Raw genomic sequence first — 25,479 nt, forward strand, 5'->3', positions numbered from 1 at the left:
ATGAAAAAAAGAATATATGCAGCGGTGTTGTTTCTGTGCATGATACTTGCAAGTGGCTGTACGTCAGGGAAACATATGGAAGATGCGGGAATGTATATTTACTATCTGAATACCGATGATGATGCGTTGGAAAAGCAAGAGTATGAAAACAACTCGGAGAAAGCGGAGACTGTCGTGAAAGATATGCTTAAGGAGCTTAAAAAAGCGCCGGAGTCGATTGAGATGAAGTCGGTATTCCCAAAAGAAGTCAAGGTGGAATCATTCGAGATCAAAGACAATTGTCTGGAATTGCATTTTAATAAAGCATATGAAAAAATGAAAAAGTCAAGGGAAGTACTTTGCAGGGCGGCAGTTGTGCAGACGCTTGTTCAGGTTGATGGCATTGATTTTGTATCTTTTTATGTTGGTGATGACGTGCTGAAAGATCGAGAAGGTATACCGATTGGATTGATGAGTGCGGATGATTTTGTACAAAATACAGGATCTTCTTTGAACAGTTATCAAGTGACGTCGCTGAATCTTTATTTTTCAAACGAGGATGGAACAAAACTTGTGAGTGAAAAGATTAATGACGTGCATTACAGCAGCAATACCTCTATCGAAAAATTGATTGTGGAACAATTGATGCGGGGGCCGGCATCCAGCAAGGCGCAGGCGACGATCCCGAAGGACACAAAGCTGCTGGGAGTATCTGTAAAAGATGGCATTTGCTATGTGAATCTGGATTCCACATTTTTGACGGAAGGTTATAATCAGAAGCCGGAGGTGGCAATTTACTCGACTGTAAATTCCATTATCGAAAGTGGGAATGCGAGCCGTGTACAGATATTGGTCAACGGTGCAAGTGATGTGACGTATAAGGGAAGTATCCAATTGGATCGTCCCTTGGAATGGAATTCAGAATTAATCGAGGAGAAAAAAGAAGAATGAAAAAAAGACCATTATGTTATGTGTGTCTGGTCTTTTTACTGATAAAAAGCGTGCTCCTGCTTCTGACAGGCGGGCAGTCGGGAGGACTGTCTGCCGATTCTATTTTTCAGGAAGAGAAAGAAAAAGAAGTCATCTTGCAGGGGCAGGTATATCAAAAGACGAGCACATCAAAGATGCAGATCTTGTATCTAAAAAACAATTCTATAAACAGTCAAAATGAATCATTTTATGAATCCAAGATAATAGTATATGATAAGACATTTCAAAATATTGCGATTGGGAAAACGGTCAAATTGCGTGGGAAAGCCAATGTGTTTGAAACGGCACACAATCCGGGGAATTTTGACCAAAGGCAATATTATGCAAAACAAAATATTTATGGCATGGTCTGGGGTGAACAGATTATGGAAGTGAGTGGAAAGACTAATCGACTTATGAATTCTCTTTACGGTCTGAAGCAGGCATGGAAGGAGAAGCTGACAGAGACGATGGGTGAAAAAAATGGCGCTGTTTTAAGTGCGATTTTATTGAGTGAGAAGAAGGAGATGGATGCAGAGATCAAGGAGCTGTATCAGAAAAATGGGATAGGACATGTTTTGGCAATTTCAGGACTTCATATATCTTTTATTGGACTGAGTGTGTATCAGATTTTTCGAAAAGTCGGAAGTCCTTATTTTGTTGCCGGGATCGGATCTGGTATACTGCTTTTTCTGTATGTCTTAATGATCGGTTTATCTGTGTCAGTGATACGTGCTGCGATTATGCTTTTACTTCGCATTGGTGCAGATATGACAGGAAGAGTCTATGATATGGCTACTGGATTATTCTTCGCAGGGGCAGTGACTGTTCTTTGGCAGCCATTATACCTTGCAGACGCCGGATTTTTACTCTCATACGGAGCGATACTTGGGATCTTAACCATTCTTCCTGCAATAGAAAAACTGTTCCCGTGCAAATATCAGATTGTGAAAGGGATGTATGCGAGCATAGGCATTAATCTAATGCTGTTTCCGGTGCTTTTGTACTTTTATTTTGAATTTCCACTATATTCACTTTTATTGAATATAGCAGTGATACCGATGATGTCGTGGGTTCTGGGACTTGGACTTATCGGCAGCTTGTTTTTGCCAATCTGTCAGCCGATAGGTATGGTTTTGGTAAAAGTGTGTGGAATATTTTTGGAACTGTTTGAGTGGATGAGTCGATCCGCAGGACGATTGCCGGGGGCGAGAATGGTGTTTGGACAGCCGGCGTGGTGGCAGATCAGTGCTTACTATCTTTTCGTATTTGGGAGTGTTATTCTTGTGTTGAAATGTAACAAAAAAGAATTGTTTCGGTTTCTTAGAAGGAGTGTGTGGTGTGTGTTTCCAATGATTCTGTTTTGGTTTTCCATCGGTCATGGGACAGGAGGAAAGCTTTTCGTGACGGTAATTGATGTGGGACAGGGAGACGGTATTCTGCTTCGAGGACCGAAAAATGGAACTTACCTGATTGACGGGGGAAGCAGTGATGTCAAAGAAGTAGGGAAATATCGGATAGAACCTTTTTTGAAATCACAGGGGATTGGAACTTTAGACTATGTCCTGATCTCGCATGGAGACAGTGATCATTACAGTGGCGTTGAGGAGATGATCACAAGACAGGATGTCGGGGTAAGAATCAAAAACCTTGTGCTTCCGGCAACTTATCAACAAGATGAGGCGTTAACAAAACTCTCAGCACTTGCAAAAAAAGCTGGAATAAGGGTGTTGGTAATTCGTCCCGGCATGAGACTCCAGGAAGGGGATCTTCAGGTGACCTGCATTCAACCAGAGGAGGAGTTCCCAGGGGAAATCGGAAATGCTTCCTCTATGGTACTTGATATCTGTTATCAGAAGTTTGGTATGCTTTGTACAGGTGATGTTGAGGAAAAAGGGGAGGAAATTTTGCTGGAGCAGGTGGAAAAAAAGGTGTATTCGGTGCTGAAAGTGGCACATCACGGGTCAAAAAATTCGACCAAGGAAGAGCTTTTAAAGATAATCCAGCCAAATATTTCGCTAATCTCGGCTGGGAAAGGAAACCGATACGGGCATCCGCATAAAGAGACACTGGAGAGACTGAACGCTATAGACAGTGCAGTTTATAGTACAATTGAAAATGGGGCGATCACATTGAAAAGTGATGGAAATACGCTTTCGATTGTCGGATTTCATTGACATTTCAGAAGCTTGCATTTAGACTAAGAGAAGATAAAGTAGATGGAGTGTAGTGAATATGAAAAGTCTGAATGAAGATTTGAAAACCGGACAATTGAAACAGATATATCTTTTGTATGGCGAAGAGGCATATTTAAAAAAACAGTATAAAGACAAGCTGCACTATGCGATTGTTCCACCGGATGATACGATGAATTACGCATACTATGAAGGAAAAGGAATTAACGCGAAAGAAGTCATTGATCTTGCTGAGACGCTGCCGTTTTTTGCAGAGCGCAGATTGATTATTTTGGCAAACAGCGGATTTTTTAAGAATGCGTCTCCGGAACTTTCGGATTATATCAAGGAACTTCCGGAGACCACTTCTATGATTTTTGTCGAGAGTGAGATCGATAAGCGAGGGAAGCTTTATAAGGCGGTAAAAGATAAAGGAAGGGTCGTGGAGCTCGGACGGCAGGATGAGTCGACACTTCTTCGGTGGATTGCGGGGAGTGTGAGGCGCGAGAATAAGCAGGTCACGGAGCAGGTAATTCGGTTCTTTTTGACAAAGGTTGGAACTGATATGGAGAATATCCAAAGGGAACTGGAAAAATTATTCTGCTATACATTGGACAAGTCGGAGATTACCGCACAGGATGTGGAAGAGATCTGTACGACACAGATTACAAATCAGATCTTTGATATGGTCAATGCAGTTGCAGAAAAGCAGCAGAGAAAGGCACTTGATTATTATTATGATCTAGTGGCGCTGAAAGAGCCGCCGATGCGAATTTTGTTCTTGTTGACCAGACAGTTTCGACTGCTTTTGGAAGTTAAGGACATGGACAAAAGAGGATATCCACGAAAAGAGATTGCATCAAAAGTGGGATTGCATCCATTTGTAGTGGGAAAATATCAGGAGCAGGCAAGGGCATTTTCAAGCAAGGCACTTCGTGAAATTATTGAAGACAGCGTGGATATGGAAGAGGCTGTCAAGACGGGGCGGCTGAGTGATATGCTTGGGGTAGAGCTGTTTATAATGAAGTATTCCGCAAAATAATGTTTTTATAGTGGAATCCCGTTTGAAATTACGTTATAATAAAAAATTGTGAGAAAGTAATAGTTGGAGGAATAACAGTGGCAGGAATAGATCAGAGTAAAATACGAAATTTTTGTATTATTGCGCATATTGACCATGGAAAGTCAACATTGGCAGACCGGATCATTGAGAAGACCGGATTATTGACAAGCCGTGAGATGCAGTCTCAGGTGCTTGATAACATGGAATTGGAACGCGAGCGTGGAATTACGATCAAAGCGCAGACGGTTCGTATTGTATATAAGGCAAAAGATGGTGAAGAATATATATTTAATTTAATTGATACTCCGGGGCATGTGGATTTCAATTATGAAGTTTCCCGAAGCCTTGCGGCGTGTGACGGGGCGATTCTTGTCGTGGATGCGGCACAGGGAGTAGAGGCGCAGACATTGGCAAATGTATATCTGGCATTGGATCATGATTTGGATGTTGTGCCGGTGATTAATAAGATCGACCTTCCAAGTGCGGATCCGGAACGGGTGATAGAAGAGATTGAGGATGTCATCGGAATCGAGGCGGAAGATGCACCGCGTATTTCTGCAAAAACAGGACTGAATATCGAAGATGTACTAGAGCAGATCGTGGCAAAGATTCCGGCGCCGACAGGAGATCCGAAAGCTCCGCTTCAGGCGTTGATTTTTGATTCTCTGTATGATTCCTATAAGGGAGTGATTGTGTTTTGCCGTATCAAAGAAGGAACGGTGAAAAAAGGGACATCGATTCAGATGATGGCGACAGGAGCGAAGGCAGAAGTCGTGGAAGTTGGATATTTTGGGGCGGGGCAGTTCATTCCTTGCGAGGAATTAAGTGCGGGAATGGTTGGATATATTACCGCCAGTTTGAAAAATGTGAAAGATACTCGTGTTGGTGATACCGTGACAGATGCGAACAGACCTTGCAAAGAACCACTTCCGGGATATAAAAAGGTGCAGCCGATGGTATACTGCGGACTCTATCCGGCAGATGGGGCGAAATATCAGGATTTGAGAGATGCGCTGGAAAAACTGCAGCTCAATGACGCCGCACTTCAGTTTGAGCCGGAGACATCGATTGCACTTGGATTTGGTTTCCGATGTGGTTTTTTAGGATTGTTGCATTTGGAAATTATTCAGGAGCGTTTGGAGAGAGAGTACAATCTGGATCTTGTGACAACCGCTCCGGGCGTTATTTACAAAGTTTATAAGACAAATGGAGAAGTGATTGAACTGACAAATCCGTCGAATCTTCCGGATCCGGCTGAAATCGATTATATGGAAGAGCCGGTTGTGAAAGCTGAGATTATGGTTACGTCTGAATTTATCGGAGCGATCATGGATCTTTGCCAGGAACGTCGAGGGATTTATCAGGGAATGGAGTATATCGAAGAGACAAGAGCAGTGCTTCGCTATATTCTTCCTTTGAATGAGATTATTTATGATTTCTTCGATGCGTTAAAATCGCGTTCTAGAGGATATGCGTCATTTGACTATGAGATGGCAGGATATGAACGGTCAGAACTTGTGAAATTGGATATTCTTATTAATAAAGAAGAAGTCGATGCATTATCTTTTATTGTCCATAGTGGGACTGCATACGAACGTGGACGTAAGATGTGTGAAAAATTAAAAGAAGAGATTCCAAGACAGCTGTTTGAGATTCCGATTCAGGCGGCAATCGGAAGCAAAGTCATCGCGCGGGAGACAGTGAAGGCGATGCGAAAAGACGTGCTGGCAAAATGCTACGGTGGTGATATTTCCCGTAAGAGAAAGCTTTTGGAAAAGCAAAAAGAAGGGAAGAAGAGAATGCGTCAGGTTGGAAACGTAGAGATTCCGCAGAAAGCATTCATGAGCGTGTTGAAACTAGATGATAAATAGTAATTGGGGACGTAGTAAAATTGAATTTTACTACGTCCCCAATTAAATGTGACCCTGTCCCTTTTTGGAGGTGGATAATGAAAAACGAACTGGAATTATATCTTCATATTCCGTTTTGTGTAAGGAAATGTGCCTACTGTGATTTCCTTTCAAGCCCGGAAAATGGGGAAACAATAGAAAATTATGTGGAGGCACTGATAAGAGAGATCAAAGCTTACCAAGCCCTGTCCCTAAATGACATAGTAGTGACTATTTTTTTGGGCGGAGGTACGCCGTCTGTTTTAGAAGGAAATCAAATGGAGCGAATTTTTGAGGCGTTACATGAGGTGTTTGAGATTGCAGAAGATGCAGAGATTACAGTGGAGGCAAATCCTGGAACCGTGACACAAGAGAAGCTGTCTGCCTATCGAAAACTTGGTATCAATCGTATCAGTTTTGGTTTACAGTCGGCAGACAATGGAGAATTGAAGCTACTTGGAAGAATCCATACATATGAGCAATTTTTGGAAAGCTATGAGATGGCAAGAACGGCAGGATTCACGAATATCAACATAGATTTGATTTCGGCAATTCCAAAGCAGACAGTAAGAAGCTGGGAAGAGACACTAAAGCGAATTATACGCCTCAAGCCGGAACATATTTCGGCATATAGTTTGATTATTGAAGAGGGCACGTCATTCGCAAAACTGTATGGAGAAGGCAGCCCACTGGAGCGAGATCTTCCAAGTGAGGAGGAAGAGCGTCTCATGTATGAAAAGACCGAAGAAATATTAGGCGAAAATGGATATCATCGTTATGAGATTTCCAATTATGCAAAAGAGGGAATGGAATGTCGGCATAATTTAGGATACTGGGAACGGAAAAATTATCTAGGACTCGGACTTGGAGCGTCGTCTTTATTAGATAACAGACGTTATAGTAATACTGAGAATCTAAGAGAATATACAGAGTGTGCAGGACAGCCAGAGAAGATCAGAAAAAACACAGAGCATCTGACGGAGGAAGAGCAGATGGAAGAATTTATTTTTTTAGGACTTCGGAAGATGAATGGCATTTCAGAACAGGCTTTTTGGAATTGTTTCCAAAAAACAATTTGGGACTGCTACGGAGAAAATATCAGGAAAGTCATGGAAAAAGGTTTGTTAAAGCAACGGGAAGGCTGTTTAAGTCTGACAAAAAAAGGAATCGATGTGAGTAACTATGTATTTGCAGAAATACTATATCAATAAAAATGCTGATTACATGAGGGAGGAAGCAAAAAATGACATACGAAGAATTATTAGAAAACGCAAGACCAGAGATGGGAAAATATTGTAAGGCATGTCCGGTATGTAACGGGAAGGCGTGTGGGAACCAGATGCCGGGACCGGGAGCAAAAGGTGTGGGAGATACGGCAATTCGCAATTATGAAAAATGGAAGGATATCCGTATTAATATGGATACACTCTGCGCAAATAAGAAGGTAGATACAAGTCTCAATATTTTTGGAAAATCATTCAGATATCCGTTTTTTGCGGGGCCGGTCGGAGCGGTAAATCTACACTATGGAGAAAAATATAATGATGCATCTTACAATGAGGTGCTGGTTTCGGCTTGTGCTAAGGCGGGGATTGCTGCTATGACAGGTGATGGAGTCAATGCAGATGTGATGAAATGTGCGACAGAGGCAATCAAAAAATCAGCAGGCATTGGAATTCCGACTGTAAAACCTTGGAATTTGGAAACGGTTAAAGAAAAAATGAGATTAGTAGAAGATTCCGGGGCATTTGCTGTTGCAATGGACGTGGATGCGGCGGGACTTCCATTTTTGAAAAATATGACTCCGCCGGCAGGAAGAAAATCCGTGGAAGAGTTACATAAAATTGCGGCATCAACCCGCGCCCCGTTTATTGTGAAAGGGATCATGACTGTGAGGGGAGCACTGAAAGCAGAGGCAGCAGGAGCAGATGCGATTGTCGTGTCGAATCATGGAGGGCGTGTGCTGGATCAATGTCCGGCTACCGCAGAAGTTCTGGAAGAGATTGCAAAAGCAGTAAAGGGGAAAATGAAGATTTTTGTGGATGGAGGAATCCGCTCCGGTGTGGATGTGTTTAAAGCATTGGCACTTGGTGCAGACGGTGTGATTATCTGTCGTCCATTTGTAACGGCTGCGTACGGAGGAGGCACAGACGGAGTGCAATTATATATAGAAAGAATCGGTTCAGAGCTTGCGGATACGATGGCAATGTGTGGAGCAAATAGTCTAAAAGAAATTACAAAGGATATGATATGGCGATGAAAAAGACAACATTAATGACGGAGGGAAATATTTGGAAACAGATTCTGTTCTTTTCCATTCCTCTGATTTTGGGAAATCTGCTTCAGCAGCTTTACAATACAGCAGATTCCATTATTGTAGGAAATTTTGTGGGAAGTGAGGCGTTGGCTGCAGTCGGTTCCAGTGGATCGCTGATCAATCTTTTGATATCGTTCTGCATGGGAGCGTCTGCGGGTGCCGGAGTAGTCATTGCCCAGTATTATGGTGCGAACGACAAAAAGAGAGTGCAGGATGCAGTGCATACAACATTGGCGATTGCAGTGGTGACAGGAGCAATCCTGTCTATTGTAGGAATAGTGGCAAGTCCGCTGCTCTTGCAGTGGATGGGAACTCCGAAGGAGGTTATGCCGAATTCGGTTCTGTATCTGCGGATTTTCTTCGGAGGACTTGTGTTCAATGTGATTTACAATATGGCAGCTGGAATTTTAAATGCGGTCGGCAATTCCAAACGTTCCTTGGTTTATTTGGCAATCGCATCTGTTTCTAATATCGTATTGGATCTTGTGTTTGTCATGGGATTGCATATGGGTGTGGCAGGTGTTGCGATTGCAACAGATATCAGTCAGGTGTTGTCAAGCATTTTCATCCTACGTTTTTTGACGCGTGTAGATGAACCATATCGTGCGGAACTGAAAAAGATAAGATGGGATGTCCCGATGGCAAACCGTATCATCAAAATCGGTTTGCCGACTGGAATTCAGAACATGGTCATTTCGTTCTCAAATGTGCTGATTCAGTCTAGCGTGAATGGATTTGGAGCGAAAGCGATGGCTGGATTTGCGGCTTATATAAAAGTAGACGGATTTAATATTCTTCCGGTGATGAGCTTTAGTATGGCTGCAACTACATTTACCGGACAAAATATCGGTGCTGGCAAGATTGACCGTGTAAAGAAAGGAATGTGGGTGACTCTTTGCATGGGGATTGTTTATACAATCGTGACGGGAGTGCTGCTGCTTAGTTTCTCACATCAGATTATTGGCATATTTACAAAAGATGCGGATGTAATTTATTTTGGGACATTGGCGATGTGGTATTTCTGTCCGTTCTATTCACTGCTGAGCATCATGCATGAGATGGCGGGAACCATTCGTGGAACCGGGAAAACAATTCCGCCGATGGCAATCATTTTATTCTCGCTCTGCATTTACAGGGTGTTGTGGGTACAGTTTGTGGTTCCGCACTTTGACAGTATCCGTGGAGTTTACATAGCATATCCAATTTCCTGGGCAATTGGGGCGGCTTTGATGGTGCTGTATGCGTGGAAAGGGAAATGGATTCCGGGAAAAGAAGGATAGATGTGAGTGTGGCGATATCATAGAGGTGAAACAGTTCAGCCATACACAAAGTCTGCAAAAAATGTAAAAAAAATATAAACTAGGTTGACAAACGAAAACCGGAGTGTTATCTTAATAATCGTAAGGTGTTAGCACTCGAAAGAATAGAGTGCTAATAGAAAAAACCGAGAAGGAGGGTGGACATGAAATCGAATCATGAATTAGATGATCGTAAGATGAAGATTTTGCAGACGATCATCAAGACATATTTGGAGACAGGTGATCCGGTTGGTTCCAGAACAATTTCCAAATACACAGATTTGAATTTAAGCTCAGCGACTATTCGCAATGAGATGGCGGATTTGGAAGATTTGGGATACATCATGCAGCCTCACACATCGGCAGGTCGTATTCCATCAGACAAAGGATATCGGTTGTATGTAGATATGCTGATGGAAGAAAAAGAGCAGGAAGTTACAGAGATGAAAGAACAGATGCTTGTGAAAGCAGACAAGATGGATCAGCTTTTAAAGCAGGCGGCAAAAGTTTTGGCAGCCAACACGAATTACGCGACGATGATTTCCGCTCCGACATATAATAGAAACAAATTAAAATTCATTCAATTATCTCAGGTTGATGAGAATCAGATTATTGCAGTCATTGTCATGGAGGGAAACATCATTAAGAATAAGATTGTGACTGTTTCAGAAACACTGAGCAATGAGACCTTACTAAAGCTTAACATGCTTCTGAATACGAACCTCAATGGAATGGCAATCGAGGAGATCAACTTAGGGATGATCGCAAGATTAAAAGAGCAGGCAGGGATTCACAGTGAAGTGATCAGCGATGTTCTTGATGCGGTGGCAAATACCATTCAGCTTGACAACGATTTGGAAATCTATACAAGCGGTGCAACGAATATTTTTAAATATCCGGAACTGAGCGACAATCAAAGCGCACAGGAGATTATCAGTGCCTTCGAGGAAAAGCAACAGCTCGCAGAGCTTGTGACACAGACACTTTCCAGTCAGGAGAACAAAGGAATTCAAGTCTATATCGGCAATGAAACACCGGTACAGACAATGAAGGACTGCAGTGTCGTGACAGCGACCTATGAATTGGGAGAGGGAATGCAGGGAACGATAGGAATTATCGGACCAAAGAGAATGGATTATGAAAATGTAATGACAACGCTGAAGACTCTGATGGTAGAGTTGGATGCAATATTCCATAAAGAACATTAGAAAGGTGGAACGATCCATTGGAAAAAGAATTTAGCAAAGAAGAGATGGTAAAAGAAGCCGTGGAGGAAGCGAAAAAAGCGGCTAAAGAGCAGCAGACAGAGATGGAAGAGACATCAGAAGAGGTAACTGACGAAGAACTTGCGGAAGAGAAAGATTCAGAAGCAGGGGAAGACGGTGCAGAAAAGAAAGACAAAAAGTTATTCAAACGCAAACCGAAAAAAGATAAAAAGGATGAGCAGATTGAAGAACTTACTGATAGACTGACAAGACAGATGGCAGAATTTGATAATTTCCGCAAGCGTACAGAGAAAGAAAAATCAGCGATGTATGAAGTTGGAGCAAAAGATATTATCGAAAAGATATTGCCGGTGATCGACAATTTTGAGAGAGGTCTTAGCGCAGTGACAGAAGAACAAAAGGATGATTCTTTTGTGACAGGTATGGAGATGGTCTACAAACAGATCATGACAACGCTCGACGGAGTCGGGGTAAAAGTAATTGAGGCAGTAGGACAGGAATTCAATCCGGATCTTCACAATGCAGTGATGCATGTGGAGGACGAGGAAGCAGGTGAGAATATCATCGTAGAAGAATTCCAAAAAGGATACACTTATAGAGACAGTGTCGTAAGACACAGTATGGTAAAAGTAGCAAACTAAACCTAGAGCACTTAGCAAGGTGTTTTCGAGCTTAGTGCGAAGGTTGTCCGAAGGAACTTGGCGAGGTATTTCACGAGCCTAGTGAATCGGACTTCCTTATAAAAACCAAGAAAATGGAGGACAAAATCATGGGAAAAATTATTGGTATTGACTTAGGAACAACAAACAGCTGTGTAGCAGTTATGGAAGGTGGACAGCCAACTGTTATCGCCAACACAGAAGGTGCAAGAACAACACCATCGGTAGTAGCATTTACAAAGACAGGAGAACGTCTCGTAGGAGAACCTGCAAAACGTCAGGCAGTTACAAACGCTGACAAGACAATCTCTTCTATTAAAAGAGAGATGGGTACAGATCACAAAGTATCTATCGATGATAAAAAATACTCTCCACAGGAAATTTCAGCAATGATCCTTCAGAAACTGAAAGCAGATGCAGAAGGGTATCTTGGAGAAAAAGTATCAGAAGCAGTTATCACAGTACCGGCTTACTTTAATGATGCTCAGCGTCAGGCAACAAAAGATGCTGGTAAAATTGCAGGTCTTGATGTAAAACGTATCATCAACGAACCAACAGCAGCAGCACTTGCGTATGGTCTTGACAACGAAAAAGAACAGAAGATTATGGTATATGACCTTGGTGGTGGTACATTCGACGTATCTATCATTGAGATTGGTGACGGCGTTATCGAAGTATTATCTACAGCCGGAGACAACAGACTTGGTGGAGATGACTTTGACCAGAAGATCACAGATTACATGTTAGCAGAGTTCAAACGCATGGAAGGTGTGGATCTCTCTACAGATAAGATGGCGCTTCAGAGATTAAAAGAAGCAGCAGAAAAAGCGAAAAAAGAACTTTCATCTGCAACTACAACAAATATCAACCTGCCATTTATCACAGCGACAGCAGAAGGTCCAAAACATTTTGACATGAACCTTACAAGAGCAAAATTTGATGAATTGACACATGACTTGGTGGAGAGAACAGCAGAACCTGTTACAAGAGCATTGTCAGATGCAGGTCTTACAGCTTCTGAATTAGGTCAGGTATTGTTAGTCGGTGGTTCTACACGTATTCCGGCAGTACAGGATAAAGTAAAACAGCTTACAGGAAAAGAGCCAAGCAAATCCTTAAACCCAGATGAATGCGTTGCTTTAGGAGCTTCTGTTCAGGGTGGTAAATTAGCAGGAGATGCAGGTGCAGGCGACATTCTTTTACTTGATGTAACTCCACTTTCATTATCTATTGAGACAATGGGTGGTATTGCTACAAGATTGATTGAGAGAAATACAACAATCCCTACAAAGAAGAGTCAGATTTTCTCTACAGCAGCAGACAATCAGTCAGCAGTAGATATCAATGTCGTACAAGGTGAAAGACAGTTTGCAAGAGATAACAAATCTCTCGGTCAGTTCAGACTTGACGGTATTGCTCCGGCTCCACGTGGAATTCCTCAGATTGAAGTTACATTTGATATCGATGCAAACGGTATTGTAAATGTATCTGCAAAAGATTTGGGAACAGGAAAAGAGCAGCATATTACGATTACAGCAGGATCCAATATGTCAGATTCGGATATCGACAGAGCTGTAAAAGAAGCTGCTGAGTTTGAAGCGCAGGATAAAAAACGTAAAGAAGCAATCGATGCAAGAAACGATGCAGATGCAATGATCTTCCAGACAGAGAAAGCACTTTCAGAAGTTGGAGATAAGATTGATGCAACAGAAAAGGCAGCTGTAGAAGCGGATATTCAGGCACTGAAAGATACTTTGGCAAAATCGAATCCAGAAGAGATGACAGATGCTCAGGTAGAGGAGATTAAAGCTGGTAAAGAAAAACTGATGGCAAGTGCACAGCAGTTATTTACAAAGATGTATGAACAGGCTGGAGCCGCAGCAGGTGCAGCAGGAGCTCAAGGAGGACCAACACCAGAAGCAGGTCCGGCACCGGAAGGATTTAACGGAGACGATGTTGTAGACGGCGATTACAAAGAAGTCTAGAGCACTTAGGCGAAGACTGTTCGAGCGGGCTTAGCGAGATGAATAGGGTTCTGCGGAATTTGAGTAAAATCAGGTTTCGCAGAACTTCCTTATGAAAAAATAGAAAGGTTAAAAAGTTATGGCTGAAACGAAGAGAGATTATTATGAAGTGCTTGGCGTTGACAGAAATGCAGATGATGCAGCATTGAAAAAAGCGTATCGGGCATTGGCCAAAAAATACCATCCGGATATGAACCCGGGAGATAAGGAAGCAGAAAAGAAATTCAAAGAGGCATCAGAAGCGTATGCCGTACTTAGTGATGCCGAAAAACGTCGTCAATATGATCAGTTTGGTCATGCGGCATTTGAAGGCGGGGCAGGCGGAGCTGGTGGCGGCTTCGGCGGTTTCGATTTTAGTGGTGCGGATTTTGGAGACATTTTCGGAGATATTTTCGGAGATTTGTTCGGGGGAGGTCGCCGTGGAGGTCGTGCTGGCAATGGACCGATGCAGGGGGCAAATATCCGAAAAGGTGTAAGGATTACATTTGAAGAAGCTGTATTCGGATGTGAAAAAGAATTGGAAGTGGTCATCAAAGACCCATGTACAACATGTAACGGAACAGGTGCAAAACCTGGAACTTCTCCGGAGACTTGCCAAAAATGTGGTGGAAAAGGTCAGGTTGTATATACTTCTCAGTCCTTCTTTGGAACCGTACAGAATGTACAGACTTGTCCGGATTGTCATGGAACAGGGAAGATTATCAAAGAGAAATGTTCTGATTGTGCGGGAACAGGTTATGTGGCAAGCAAAAAGACGATACAGGTATCCATTCCGGCAGGTATCGATAATGGACAAAGTATCCGAATCCGTGGAAAAGGAGAACCGGGAACAAACGGTGGTCCAAGAGGCGATCTGCTGGTAGAAGTAACGGTATCTAGACATCCTGTTTTTGGACGTCAGGATATGCATATTTTCTCTACTGCGCCGATTTCATTTGCGCAGGCGGCACTCGGTGGAGATGTGCGCATTAAGACGGTGGATGGGGATGTTCTATATAATGTAAAACCAGGAACAAAGACAGACACAAAAGTACGTCTCAAAGGAAAAGGTGTACCATCGCTTCGCAACAAACAGGTTCGAGGAGATCACTATGTGACACTTGTCATCCAGACACCGGAGAAATTGAGTGCAGAAGCGAAAGAAGCGCTTCGTAAATTCGATGCACTGACTGGAAACACATTGAATCAGGATATCGATTCCGAGAAGACGGATAAGAAAAAAGGAAAGAAAAAAGGATTTATGGATAAATTAAAAGAGTCCTTTGAAGATTAGTGAGGAGGTACGTAAGTACCTCCTTATTTTAGTGGGCGGTCAGGACGACGACAGTACGTGCCCCAATCAGATAATCATTGCCGACATGGGACATCTGTTCCTTTTCAAACGTGCATCCGCCAGTGTCTGACAGGGAGGTGTCCACAGCAAGATGCCATTGCAGCGGTTCCGGAAGTTTTGGCAAATGGATGAGAATAGACTCCCAATAGGGATTGACAGCGAGGTAGACAATGTCTTCCAAGTCCTGTTTTTCATCGTGACCGGCGAACATGGTGCATACTATTTTGGAATCCTGAGTGAAATTATCATCCCACGGCGTGGCGCCGTGCTGGCTGATTGGTGGAAATCCGCAGTGGCTTTGTGCGATGCTTTTTCGTATCGCCGGGTGATTGCGGCGAAAATGAATCATATATTTACAAAATTCAAAGATATCTCGATGAGTATCAAGTAATTTCCAATCAAGCCAAGAGGTCAAATTGTCTTGACAATAGGGATTGTTGTTGCCAAACCGGGTGTCACAGAATTCATCGCCGGATAAGAACATCGGAGTCCCACGGCTGCATATCAATACAGCGAAAGCGTTTTTGATCATACGGTAGCGGAGTTTTAAAATCAAAGGATCTTTTGTGTCGCCCTCTGCGCCGCAGTTCCAGCTCCGGTTGTCGTCGCTGCCGTCTGTGTTGTTCCAGCCGTTTGCTTCGTTGTGCTTGTGATTGTATGAGTACAAATCATATAATGAAAAACCATCATGACAGGTGATAAAGTTGATAGAAGCATTTGTTCCACGTTCAAATGGATTGTATAGATCGCTGGATCCGGAAATTCGAAGTGCGGCTTCCGGCGCTTTCCAGTACCCTCCTTTTAGAAAGTCGCGCAGATCGTCCCGGTACTTTCCGTTCCATTCTGACCAACGCTTCCAGGAAGGGAAATTTCCTACCTGATAGAGACCGCCTGCATCCCATGCTTCCGCAATCAATTTCACATCACCGAGAATCGGATCAAAAGCGAGTGTCTGCAAAAGAGGAGGCTTATCCATCGGAGTTCCATCTTCATTGCGACCAAGGATTGAGGCAAGATCAAAACGAAAACCATCCACCCGGTATGTCGTAACCCAGTATCGCAGACATTCCACAATCATCTGTTGGACAACCGGATGATTGCAGTTGACGGTATTTCCACAACCACTGAAATTATAATAGTTTCCATCCGGAGTGAGCATGTAATACACATTATTGTCAATCCCCTTGAAGGAGAAAAACGGTCCATCTTCATTGCCCTCGGCAGTATGATTGAATACGACATCCAGGATGACTTCAATACCGTTTTCTTTGAGTGTCTTTATCAGTTGCTTTAATTCTGTACCGACATGATTGTATTCTCTGTCAGATGCGTAGCTTGTATTTGGCGCAAAAAAGCTGACTGTGTTGTAGCCCCAGTAATCAAGCAGTTCCCTTCCATCAATCACACGGTGATCCCGCATCTCATCAAATTCAAAAATGGGCATCAGCTCGACTGCATTGATTCCAAGTTCTTTCAAATATGGGATTTTCTCCATAATTCCGTGAAATGTGCCGGGATGTGCAACACCGGAAGAAGCATCTTTTGTAAAACCGCGTACATGCATTTCGTAAATGATCAAATCTTCCATGGGGATAATCGAAGGTTTGGTAATCCCCCAGTCAAAATTGTTTTTCACAACCCTGCCCCGGTATCCAAGAAATGCATCCGGTTTTTGTCCCCATTCACTTTGTCCGACAACAGCTTTGGCATACGGATCCAGAAGTGGTTTGTGTTTATCAAATAGAAGACCTTTTTTCTTATCATAAGGACCGTCAAGACGAAAAGCATATTGAAAATCTTCCACATCAAGGTCAAATACAATCATGGAAAAAACATTTCCGATGCGGTAGTTGTCAGGGTATTTTAAAATAGCAAATGGTTCTTTTGCATAAGGCTCATAAAGCAGAAGTTCGCAAGAAGTGGCACCTTGTGAGTGGATGGTAAAACATACGCCGTCAGAAAGTGCGGTTGCTCCATTTATATCAAAGAATCCGGGGCGAATCCGAAACCCCTCTAAAGTATCAAGAGGAACCATGTGGTCTGAGTGTATCATTGATTTTTGCATAAGCCGTCCTCCTTTGTCTGAAATTGAGTTGTCTAACAATATGACTATATTGTAGCATAATTTTAGAGAATAAACAAAATAAAAATAAATAGTACAAGAGTGCTGTTTGTGTTAAAATAGAACGAAAAGAAAGCGTGGCACACTGAAGATGTGTATCACGATTTCAAGGTGCAAATTATAGAAATAAGGAGAATAGAGATGTTACTATTAAATAAGAAAGATATTGAAAAGTCAGTTGATTTGGACGGAATGATGGATCAGATCGAGGAGGCATATAAGATCTTTGAATCGGGAGCTTACTATATGCCGCCAAGACCGACAGTGGAGCATGATAATAAGACACTGATTTACATGCCGTGTTATACCAAAGACAGTTTGGGGACAAAAATGCTTACGATTTTTCCGGAAAATGCAAGTCTTGGACTTCCGTCAATTGATGGGCTGGTGTTGATGAATGATCCAAAGACAGGAAAACCGCTGGCAATTTTGGATGGACAGACAGTGACGGCATACCGAACAGGAGCTGTCGGCGGAGTCGGTATCCGGCATTTGTCGAGAAAAGATTGCCACACGGTCGGAATTGTGGGCGCAGGCGTACAGGGATTTCATTTGGCGCTCTATGCATGCAAGGCGAGAGATATCCACACTGTCTATGTGTTCAATCACAGTGGACGGGACTTGACAGATTATCTGGCACGTTTAGAAAAAGCGATTGATAATCCGGGGACAAAAGTGGTACAATGTAATACGGTGGAGGAACTGGTGCAAAGCAGCGAAATTATCTGTACTGCAACACCATCTGAGAAGGCAGTGCTGCCAAATGATAAAGAGCTGTTAAGTGGAAAATGCATTATTGCAATCGGTTCTTATACACCGACAATGCGCGAGATTCCAGATGTTGTATTTGAGCTGGTGGATGACGTTTATGTGGAACTGGAATATTCATGTGAAGAGAGCGGGGACTTAAGTCAGCCGCTGGCAGACGGGATTCTGACAAAAGACAGAGTTCGATATATGCATGAACTGATCGATTCAGACATAGATGAAGATGCACTTACTCAAAAGACAACATATTTCAAGTCAGTCGGTATGGGGCTGTTTGATGTGTGTATAGCACAGAGATTAATGGACGATGCCAATCAAAAAGGAATCGGGCAGCAGATTGAGTTTTAAGTAACAGTTCGGCTGATTTAAGTTTTAGCAGTTGAACGGTTGCAAATGATGAAATAAAGGAGACAGGATTATGAAAGTAGTAGCAACAGAAAAAGCACCAAAAGCATTGGGACCATATTCACAGGGATATGTACATAACGGTATTTTTTATTCAGCAGGGCAGATTCCAATCAATCCTGAGACAGACACTGTGGAGGCAACAGATATTGCAGGACAGACAGAGCAGGTGTGCAAGAACTTTGCAGCTGTGTTGGAAGCAGCTGGAACTTCATTTGACAAAGTTTTAAAGACAACATGTTTCTTGAGCGACATGGGAGACTTTGCAGCATTCAATGAAGTGTATGCAAAATATTTTACATCAAAGCCTGCGAGAAGCTGTGTGGCAGTTAAGACATTACCAAAAAATGTGCTTTGTGAAGTGGAACTAATCGCAGTTGTAGAAGAATAGGAAGGAAATCAAGATGGCAGAACAGGAAAATAACGGAGCATGCTCTTCTGAGAGCTGTTCTGGCTGTGCACACGCAGATTCTTGTGCGAGCAAGAAAGTAGATATGACAGTGCCGGCAAATGAATACACACATGTTAAAAAAGTAATCGGTGTGATCAGTGGAAAAGGCGGAGTTGGAAAATCGATGGTTACAGCCTCGCTTGCAAGACTTATGAGAGAGCAAGGTTATTCGGTGGGGATTTTAGATGCAGATATCACAGGTCCATCTATTCCGAAGATGTACGGAATCCATGAGCACGCGATGGGAACAGAAGTTGGAATGTTTCCGTGTATTGCAAAAGATGAGACAAGAATTATGTCTGTCAATCTTTTGTTGGACAGTGAGGATACACCGGTGATTTGGAGAGGCCCGGTCATTGCAGGTGTTGTAAAACAGTTCTGGAATGAAGTACTCTGGGGAGATTTGGATTACTTATTCGTAGATATGCCACCGGGAACAGGGGATGTGCCATTGACAGTGTTCCAGTCTTTGCCGGTAGATGGAGTGGTCATCGTGACATCGCCGCAGGATCTTGTTCAGATGATTGTGAAAAAGACCTACTATATGGCAAAACAGATGAATATTCCGATTATCGGAGTTGTTGAAAATTACAGTTACTTGGAATGTCCGGATTGCGGAAAGAAAATCTCTGTATTCGGAGAAAGCCATATTGATGAGATTGCAAAAGAACTTGGCATGAGTGTACTTGGGAAAATGCCAATCGATCCGAAGCTTGCTGAGATGGTGGAAGCAGAGAAATTCTATGAAGTGAAAAATGAATATTTGAAAGATGCAGTGGAAAGACTGCAGTAGAAAAGAAGACGTATGAGAGAGAATCTTGTGCGTCTTTTTTGTAAGCGAAGATCTTAAAACTGCAGAAAATTTGAAGTCACTATTGCAAACATCTGTTCTGTGTGATAATATAAGAAACAGAACATACATTCGAGTAAAGAGGAGCAAAAAGATGAAAATCACAGAACAGATGTCTCTTTTAGAAAAACTGAATATTTTATCAGATGCGGCGAAATACGATGTGGCATGTACATCGAGCGGAGTTGACAGGCAGAACGCTGGCAATGGAATAGGGAACTGTGCGAAGGCTGGAATTTGTCATAGTTTTTCAGCAGATGGAAGATGTATTTCATTATTGAAAATTTTGTTTACAAATGAATGTATTTATGATTGCAAATATTGCATTAACCGTTCTTCAAATGATGTGAGAAGAGCATCCTTCACTCCGGATGAAGTATGTACTCTGACAATTGAATTTTACCGCCGGAATTATATAGAAGGATTGTTTTTGAGTTCCGGAATTCTGCATAGTCCGAATTATACGATGCAATTGATTTATGAGACGCTTTATAAGTTAAGGACAGAGTTCCATTTTCAGGGATACATCCATGTAAAGGCAATTCCAGGAGCAGATCAGGAACTGATACAAAGAACAGGATTTTTGGCAGACAGGATGAGCGTGAATTTGGAGCTTCCGACAGCAGAAGGACTTAAAAAGCTTGCTCCACATAAGAATAGAAAAAATATATTAGCGCCGATGCGCCTTGTGCAGAGTAAGATGGCTGAGAATCAGAATGAGGTAGCAGTCTATCGGAATGCGCCGCGGTTTGTTCCGGCAGGACAGAGTACGCAGATGATCATCGGAGCTACTCCGGAGACGGATTTTCAGATTATCAATGTTGCAGAATCTCTTTATAAAAAGTTTGAATTGAAACGCGTGTTTTATTCTGCGTTTATCCATGTGAATGAGGATGAACATCTTCCGGCAAGAACGGGAGACGGTCCTCCATTGTTGCGGGAACATCGCTTGTATCAGGCTGATTGGCTGCTGCGATATTATGGATTTGAGGCGAAAGAATTGCTGTCTGAAAAGAACCCGAATTTCAATGTGTTGGTAGATCCAAAATGCAATTGGGCACTGGAACATCTGGAATGTTTTCCGGTGGAAGTCAATCGAGCTGATTATCATATGCTTTTGCGGGTTCCGGGAATCGGGTATAAATCTGCTGGAAGAATTGTCAAAGCAAGAAGAATGGGAACATTGGATTTTACGGATTTAAAGAAGATGGGGGTCGTGTTAAAGAGAGCGTTATATTTTCTGACCTGTAATGGAAAGATGATGTATCCGACGAAGATAGAACAAGATTATATTTTGCGCAATCTACTTCATGTAGGGGAAAAACTGCCGCTTACAGTAGAACAGATGAACTACAGACAATTGTCGTTATTTGATGATGTAAGCTTTGGGAGCGAACGGGCAAAACAAAACAGAGTGGATAAAGTTTTTAGGTAATGGAGAAGATGATATGAAGCAGATTTTTGTATGCAATGATACGATTACAGGAATTTTTTCGGCAATTTACGATGCGTGGAAGATTGTACTCTCTTCCGGAGAGACTGGGATTGCGCTGAAAGGGATGATGAACCAGGAACTTTTTTGTGAATACACTGAAAGTGTGGAGAGTGAGAAAAAGGCAATTGCAGTGGAGAATATGATAAAAAAGAATCTGGGGATGGAGGTGTACCGGAATATTTATTATGCAATATTGGCAGAGGATGCAAAGAAGGCGAATGCAGTTCTTGGAATGATGCAGGAGGCGAGGCGAATACACGATAAAAGGAAGATTATGGAGCATTTGTCGCATAAGCAGGTTAGAAAAGTGTTCGAGCTAAAGAGAACAGTGGAGAATGAAGCACACTGTTTTCAGGAATTTATCCGTTTTTCTGAGTTGGAGAGTGGAGTGCTTTTTTCGAAAATTGCACCTAAAAATCAAGTGCTTACATGCATCGCAGATCATTTTGCAAATCGTTTGCCGTTAGAAAACTGGATGATCTATGATGAGACCCACCAGATGTTTCTGATACATCGCAAACAGCAGAATTGGTTTCTTGTTTGGAATGAAAAATTGAATAAAGAAAAGATAAACAGGGTATCCTATGCAGAGAACACGTACTCCGAACTTTGGAAGGGCTTCTTTGAAAATATATCAATAGAAGAAAGAGAGAGTTACCAGAGACAGAGACAGCATTTACCGATTCGGTTTCGTGGAAATATGGTTGAATTTGTACAATAATCGACAAAAAATGAGTTCTAATTATACAATTCGACAATTGACGACAAGCGATTGAATTGGTATAATAAAAAAATGTGTTTAGCAATACCATGAAAGGAGTGATCACAGTGGACAAGAAGTTTCAAATAAGACTATCTGCTACCGAAGATGTAAAAGAATTTGTAAGAGCAGCTGGGCAGTGCGACTTTGACATCGATGTATTTTATAACCGTGTGGTAATTGATGCTAAATCTATTCTAGGAGTTCTAAGCTTAGATTTGACTCAGCCTCTGACTGTTCAGTATGGTGGACAGAATGATAATTTTGAAAAGACATTAAGAAAATTTGCAGCATAGATATGTGATGGAAGGAAGCTCTGAATCTTTTTCGGTGTAAGCCGAAGGTTTGGGGCTTTTATTTTACACATGGATAAATAAACATGCTATAATGAGGCGGGAGGAAATACAGATGGAAGAGAAGATAATTCGTATTTCTGTTCGCAATTTGGTGGAGTTTATATTGCGGGAAGGCGATATTGATAATAGAAAAGCGGGGCTGCCGGATAAAGAGGCTATGCAGCTTGGTGGAAGAATTCACCGGAAGATTCAAAGACAGATGGGATCTGACTATCATGCGGAGGTTCCGTTAAAGATTACGGTTCCCTGTGAGGGATTTGCGATTCAAATAGAGGGAAGAGCAGATGGAATTCAGAAGACAGCAGATGGAGTTGTGGTTGATGAGATCAAAGGAGTCTTGCGTGAGCTGGAATATATTGAGAAGCCCGTCAGCGTGCACCTTGCACAGGCAAAATGTTATGGGTATATCTATGGAAAACAGCAGGAACTGGATAGCATTACAGTACAGATGACATATTGTCAGATGGAGACAGAGGAAGTGAAACGTTTTCAGGAGACATTTTCGATTGAGGAATTGGAGAGATGGTTTTTTGATATTGTGATGCAATATGAGAAGTGGGCGCGCTTTCAAATCGAGTGGAGGCAGACAAGGGATGCGACCATAAAGGAGGCAGAATTTCCATATCCTTACAGAGAGGGGCAAAGAGAGCTTGTGACATCTGTCTACCGGACAATTCTGAGGAAGAAAAAATTATTTATTCAGGCGCCTACAGGTGTAGGAAAGACGATGACAACTATATTCCCAGCGGTGAAAGCGGTAGGAGAAGGACTGGGGGATAAGATTTTTTACCTGACGGCGAAGACGATTACAAGAACTGTGGCAGAGCAGGCATTTCAGATTCTAAAAAAGAACGGTCTGCAGTATAAAGTTGCAACATTGACCGCGAAAGAGAAAATCTGTTTTTGTGAAAAGGCGGAATGCAACCCAGATGTATGTCCATATGCAAAGGGACATTTTGACCGGGTGAATGATGCGGTTTATGAAATGATCACTACGATGGAGGAGATGAGCCGGGAGAATATAGAGACTCAAGCGAAAAAGCATAGTGTATGTCCGTTTGAGATGGGATTGGATGTGTCGTTGTGGGTGGATGCCATTATCTGTGACTATAATTATGTATTTGATCCGAATGCACATTTGAAGAGGTTTTTCTCAGAGGGAAAAAAGGGAGAATACTTATTCTTGATTGATGAGGCGCATAACCTTGTGGAGCGTGGCAGGGAGATGTACAGTGCGGTTCTCTATAAAGAAGAGTTTTTACAGATGAAAAAAGCAGTCAGATATGAGAGTGTGAAACTGACACGGCAATTAGAGGGATGCAATCAAATGTTGCTGGAGATGAAAAGAGAGTGCCAGACTTATAAAGAATATAATAGTATTTCCCATTTTGCGTTGAAATTGTTGAATGTAATGAATGGTCTGCAAAAGCTTTTGGAAGAGAAGGAGCAGGTAGATGAGGAAGTTTTAGAGTTCTACTTTCATGTTCGGAACTTTCTTAACATCTATGAAGAAGTGGATGAAAATTATGTGATTTATACAGAATTGGAGGAAGGCGGAGACTTTAAGTTGAAATTATTCTGTGTGAATCCGGCAGTAAAATTGCAAAATTTTTTAAGTCAGGGCAACAGTACTGTGTTCTTTTCGGCAACACTTTTGCCCATCCGGTATTATAAAAAGTTGTTGAGCGTAGAGACGGATGACTATGCGGTGTACGCACATTCGCCGTTTAAGGAGGCGAATCGCCTTTTGGTGTTGGGACAGGATGTCAGTACAAAGTACACAAGGCGCGGATATGAGATGTATGAGCGATTTGCAATTTATATCAAGAATGTCATGCAGGCAAAACCAGGCAATTATCTTGTGTTTTTCCCGTCGTACCGATTTATGGAAGAAGTGCGGGAGACATTTGAGAGATACAGGACAGAAGAGATGTGTTGTATGATGCAGGAACAGAATATGAATGAACAGGACAGAGAAGCATTTTTACAGGAATTCGAAGCAGAAAGAGAAGGAAGTCTGGCAGGATTTTGTGTGATGGGAGGCATTTTTTCAGAGGGAATTGATTTGACAAAGGAGCGTCTGATTGGGGCGATGATTGTCGGAACCGGACTGCCGCAAGTATGCAATGAACGTGAGATTTTAAAACAATATTTTGACAGGCATGGAGAAAACGGGTTCGACTATGCATATTTGTATCCGGGGATGAACAAGGTGCTTCAGGCAGCGGGGCGTGTTATACGAACGGAGGAAGACAAAGGGGTAATTGCACTTTTGGACGATCGCTTTGCAGGAAGAAGATATTTGGAGATTTTTCCAAGAGAGTGGAGAAAACTTACTTATTGTAATGTAAAGACAATCGGAGAGAAAGTAGAGCAGTTTTGGGAAAACGCTTATATCGAACCGGAGTCTGATATAAGCGTCTGAAAAGGTTATTCAATAGGTTGAAAATAGTTTAAAAATTCCAAGGTTGCTTTCGATACCGGGACATGCTCATTGTGAACGACAACGAGTTGTCTTGTAGGAAGAACCTCATCAGTGTGAACCACAAACAGATCGTCGGAATCTTTCGGGACACAGTAATCCGGAATAAAGGCGATTCCCAATCCGATTTTAGCAAGGTCGATCAAAAGATCATTGCTGCTGAGTTCGATCTCAGGGACGAGATCCAGCTGATGTTTTTGGAAAAGACTGTGTAAAAATTCACTTGTCGTACTTTTTCGATCGAGCATCAAAATAGGATAGTTCAGTAAATCGCGTAATGATAAGGCTTTATCCTTCAGTTCTGCAAAAGAACGGTTGGCGATAAAGACATCTTTGAATTCCGCAATCTGTTTAAAAGAATAAAGATTGCTCAAATAGGAATTCGGGTAGTTGATGACAATCAGGTCTACCTGACCTGTCTCCAATAATTCTACACATTTGATTGAAGTTTGGTTTGTTACTTTAATATGTGCGTTTGGAAATTCTTTATGAAACCGTTCTAAATATGGAACTAAAAAATAACGACAAATCGTGTCACTTGCGCCGATGCGAATCTGTCCTCCGGTGGAAGAAGAATCAATCAGCTGTGATTCTCCACGTTTGATCAGATTCATCGCTGGTTCCACATGACGAAGGAGAATCTCGCCTTCCGGTGTTAGCTGTACACGTTTTGTGCTCCGGATGAATAAGGTCTGGTCCAATTTTTTTTCAAGCGCTTTGATTGATTGGCTGACGGCTGATTGAGAGATGAACAGCTGCTTGGACGCCTCCGAGAAGCTCAAGGTTGTCGCAACATAAAAAAATACTTTATATAACTCGTAATTGATATCCATTATTAGTCCTCCTTATAAAAGTGCTG

20 protein-coding genes are annotated in these 25,479 nt (G+C 42.2%); 18 read left to right on the forward strand and 2 right to left on the reverse strand.

What is annotated here, in order from left to right; genetic code table 11:
- From BQ5364_RS06375 to dnaJ, 11 genes are all read left to right on the forward strand, one after another.
- Window positions 1-930: a GerMN domain-containing protein gene (locus BQ5364_RS06375; protein WP_071143870.1), complete on the forward strand. Its 930-nt coding sequence runs from the start codon at window positions 1-3 to the stop codon at window positions 928-930.
- Window positions 927-3,125 (forward strand): DNA internalization-related competence protein ComEC/Rec2, encoded by a 2,199-nt coding sequence (locus BQ5364_RS06380; RefSeq protein ID WP_071143871.1) that lies wholly within the window; start codon window positions 927-929, stop codon window positions 3,123-3,125. Before BQ5364_RS06375 ends, BQ5364_RS06380 begins: the two co-directional genes overlap by 4 nt.
- A 58-nt stretch (window positions 3,126-3,183) precedes the next feature.
- A complete protein-coding gene (gene holA, locus BQ5364_RS06385) occupies window positions 3,184-4,164 on the forward strand; it encodes a DNA polymerase III subunit delta (protein WP_071143872.1) in 981 nt (326 codons plus the stop codon).
- Window positions 4,165-4,241: 77 nt separating this feature from the next.
- Window positions 4,242-6,056 carry a translation elongation factor 4 gene (lepA, locus tag BQ5364_RS06390; protein ID WP_004611269.1) on the forward strand — a complete coding sequence of 605 codons (1,815 nt, stop codon included), beginning with the start codon at window positions 4,242-4,244 and terminating at the stop codon, window positions 6,054-6,056.
- A 77-nt stretch (window positions 6,057-6,133) separates the two neighbouring features.
- A complete protein-coding gene (gene hemW / locus BQ5364_RS06395; protein ID WP_071143873.1) occupies window positions 6,134-7,285 on the forward strand; it encodes a radical SAM family heme chaperone HemW in 1,152 nt (383 codons plus the stop codon).
- A 32-nt stretch (window positions 7,286-7,317) separates the two neighbouring features.
- Window positions 7,318-8,334: an alpha-hydroxy-acid oxidizing protein gene (locus BQ5364_RS06400; protein WP_004611267.1), complete on the forward strand. Its 1,017-nt coding sequence runs from the start codon at window positions 7,318-7,320 to the stop codon at window positions 8,332-8,334.
- Complete coding sequence (locus BQ5364_RS06405) at window positions 8,331-9,671, forward strand: MATE family efflux transporter (RefSeq protein WP_201991309.1); 1,341 nt, start codon at window positions 8,331-8,333, stop codon at window positions 9,669-9,671. The genes BQ5364_RS06400 and BQ5364_RS06405 overlap by 4 nt, the downstream gene beginning before the upstream one ends.
- A 182-nt stretch (window positions 9,672-9,853) precedes the next feature.
- A complete protein-coding gene (gene hrcA / locus BQ5364_RS06410; RefSeq protein WP_022249926.1) occupies window positions 9,854-10,897 on the forward strand; it encodes a heat-inducible transcriptional repressor HrcA in 1,044 nt (347 codons plus the stop codon).
- A gap of 44 nt (window positions 10,898-10,941) precedes the next feature.
- Window positions 10,942-11,556 (forward strand): nucleotide exchange factor GrpE, encoded by a 615-nt coding sequence (grpE, locus tag BQ5364_RS06415; RefSeq protein ID WP_044986635.1) that lies wholly within the window; start codon window positions 10,942-10,944, stop codon window positions 11,554-11,556.
- A 128-nt stretch (window positions 11,557-11,684) separates the two neighbouring features.
- Entirely contained in the window at window positions 11,685-13,559 is a 1,875-nt protein-coding gene (dnaK, locus tag BQ5364_RS06420; protein WP_022249927.1) for a molecular chaperone DnaK, read from the forward strand.
- A 118-nt stretch (window positions 13,560-13,677) separates the two neighbouring features.
- Entirely contained in the window at window positions 13,678-14,871 is a 1,194-nt protein-coding gene (gene dnaJ / locus BQ5364_RS06425; RefSeq protein WP_004611260.1) for a molecular chaperone DnaJ, read from the forward strand.
- 28 nt (window positions 14,872-14,899) lie between these two features.
- Here the strand turns inward: dnaJ and BQ5364_RS06430 are convergent, their stop codons facing one another.
- Window positions 14,900-16,996 carry a glycogen debranching protein gene (locus BQ5364_RS06430; RefSeq protein ID WP_004611259.1) on the reverse strand — a complete coding sequence of 699 codons (2,097 nt, stop codon included), beginning with the start codon at window positions 16,994-16,996 and terminating at the stop codon, window positions 14,900-14,902.
- 198 nt (window positions 16,997-17,194) lie between these two features.
- Between BQ5364_RS06430 and BQ5364_RS06435 the strand changes: the two genes are divergently transcribed.
- The 7 genes from BQ5364_RS06435 to BQ5364_RS06465 all read left to right on the forward strand — a co-directional run bounded on the left by BQ5364_RS06435 (window position 17,195) and on the right by BQ5364_RS06465 (window position 24,563).
- Complete coding sequence (locus BQ5364_RS06435; RefSeq protein ID WP_071143874.1) at window positions 17,195-18,169, forward strand: ornithine cyclodeaminase family protein; 975 nt, start codon at window positions 17,195-17,197, stop codon at window positions 18,167-18,169.
- 70 nt (window positions 18,170-18,239) lie between these two features.
- Window positions 18,240-18,617 carry a RidA family protein gene (locus BQ5364_RS06440; protein WP_004611256.1) on the forward strand — a complete coding sequence of 126 codons (378 nt, stop codon included), beginning with the start codon at window positions 18,240-18,242 and terminating at the stop codon, window positions 18,615-18,617.
- A gap of 13 nt (window positions 18,618-18,630) precedes the next feature.
- The gene (locus BQ5364_RS06445) at window positions 18,631-19,470 is read left to right on the forward strand and encodes an Mrp/NBP35 family ATP-binding protein (RefSeq protein WP_004611255.1); all 840 of its coding nucleotides are present in this window, start codon (window positions 18,631-18,633) and stop codon (window positions 19,468-19,470) included.
- Window positions 19,471-19,621: 151 nt separating this feature from the next.
- The gene (locus BQ5364_RS06450; RefSeq protein WP_004611254.1) at window positions 19,622-20,962 is read left to right on the forward strand and encodes a putative DNA modification/repair radical SAM protein; all 1,341 of its coding nucleotides are present in this window, start codon (window positions 19,622-19,624) and stop codon (window positions 20,960-20,962) included.
- Window positions 20,963-20,975: 13 nt separating this feature from the next.
- Window positions 20,976-21,743, forward strand: a complete 768-nt coding sequence (locus BQ5364_RS06455) for a TIGR03915 family putative DNA repair protein (protein WP_022249930.1) — start codon at window positions 20,976-20,978, stop codon at window positions 21,741-21,743.
- An 89-nt stretch (window positions 21,744-21,832) separates the two neighbouring features.
- Window positions 21,833-22,078, forward strand: a complete 246-nt coding sequence (locus tag BQ5364_RS06460) for an HPr family phosphocarrier protein (protein ID WP_004611252.1) — start codon at window positions 21,833-21,835, stop codon at window positions 22,076-22,078.
- 112 nt (window positions 22,079-22,190) lie between these two features.
- Window positions 22,191-24,563: an ATP-dependent DNA helicase gene (locus BQ5364_RS06465; RefSeq protein WP_071143875.1), complete on the forward strand. Its 2,373-nt coding sequence runs from the start codon at window positions 22,191-22,193 to the stop codon at window positions 24,561-24,563.
- Between the two features lie 5 nt (window positions 24,564-24,568).
- Here BQ5364_RS06465 and BQ5364_RS06470 read toward each other — a convergent pair whose 3' ends face one another.
- Window positions 24,569-25,453 (reverse strand): LysR family transcriptional regulator, encoded by an 885-nt coding sequence (locus tag BQ5364_RS06470; protein ID WP_004611250.1) that lies wholly within the window; start codon window positions 25,451-25,453, stop codon window positions 24,569-24,571.
- Between the last annotated feature and the right edge of the window lie 26 nt (window positions 25,454-25,479).

Origin of the sequence: Coprococcus phoceensis, assembly GCF_900104635.1 — a bacterium.
GTDB lineage: Bacteria > Bacillota > Clostridia > Lachnospirales > Lachnospiraceae > Faecalimonas > Faecalimonas phoceensis.

Bases quoted from the DNA above. Each gene is read 5' to 3' on its own strand.
- hemW (WP_071143873.1), top strand. From the start codon at position 6,134: ATGAAAAACGAACTGGAATTATATCTTCATATTCCGTTTTGTGTAAGG.
- holA (WP_071143872.1), top strand. From the start codon at position 3,184: ATGAAAAGTCTGAATGAAGATTTGAAAACCGGACAATTGAAACAGATA.
- BQ5364_RS06380 (WP_071143871.1), top strand. From the start codon at position 927: ATGAAAAAAAGACCATTATGTTATGTGTGTCTGGTCTTTTTACTGATA.
- BQ5364_RS06435 (WP_071143874.1), top strand. From the start codon at position 17,195: ATGTTACTATTAAATAAGAAAGATATTGAAAAGTCAGTTGATTTGGAC.
- dnaJ (WP_004611260.1), top strand. From the start codon at position 13,678: ATGGCTGAAACGAAGAGAGATTATTATGAAGTGCTTGGCGTTGACAGA.
- BQ5364_RS06465 (WP_071143875.1), top strand. From the start codon at position 22,191: ATGGAAGAGAAGATAATTCGTATTTCTGTTCGCAATTTGGTGGAGTTT.
- BQ5364_RS06440 (WP_004611256.1), top strand. From the start codon at position 18,240: ATGAAAGTAGTAGCAACAGAAAAAGCACCAAAAGCATTGGGACCATAT.
- BQ5364_RS06460 (WP_004611252.1), top strand. From the start codon at position 21,833: ATGAAAGGAGTGATCACAGTGGACAAGAAGTTTCAAATAAGACTATCT.
- grpE (WP_044986635.1), top strand. From the start codon at position 10,942: ATGGTAAAAGAAGCCGTGGAGGAAGCGAAAAAAGCGGCTAAAGAGCAG.
- BQ5364_RS06405 (WP_201991309.1), top strand. From the start codon at position 8,331: ATGAAAAAGACAACATTAATGACGGAGGGAAATATTTGGAAACAGATT.
- BQ5364_RS06430 (WP_004611259.1), bottom strand. From the start codon at position 16,996: ATGCAAAAATCAATGATACACTCAGACCACATGGTTCCTCTTGATACT.
- BQ5364_RS06375 (WP_071143870.1), top strand. From the start codon at position 1: ATGAAAAAAAGAATATATGCAGCGGTGTTGTTTCTGTGCATGATACTT.
- BQ5364_RS06450 (WP_004611254.1), top strand. From the start codon at position 19,622: ATGAAAATCACAGAACAGATGTCTCTTTTAGAAAAACTGAATATTTTA.
- hrcA (WP_022249926.1), top strand. From the start codon at position 9,854: ATGAAATCGAATCATGAATTAGATGATCGTAAGATGAAGATTTTGCAG.
- BQ5364_RS06455 (WP_022249930.1), top strand. From the start codon at position 20,976: ATGAAGCAGATTTTTGTATGCAATGATACGATTACAGGAATTTTTTCG.
- BQ5364_RS06470 (WP_004611250.1), bottom strand. From the start codon at position 25,453: ATGGATATCAATTACGAGTTATATAAAGTATTTTTTTATGTTGCGACA.
- dnaK (WP_022249927.1), top strand. From the start codon at position 11,685: ATGGGAAAAATTATTGGTATTGACTTAGGAACAACAAACAGCTGTGTA.
- BQ5364_RS06445 (WP_004611255.1), top strand. From the start codon at position 18,631: ATGGCAGAACAGGAAAATAACGGAGCATGCTCTTCTGAGAGCTGTTCT.
- BQ5364_RS06400 (WP_004611267.1), top strand. From the start codon at position 7,318: ATGACATACGAAGAATTATTAGAAAACGCAAGACCAGAGATGGGAAAA.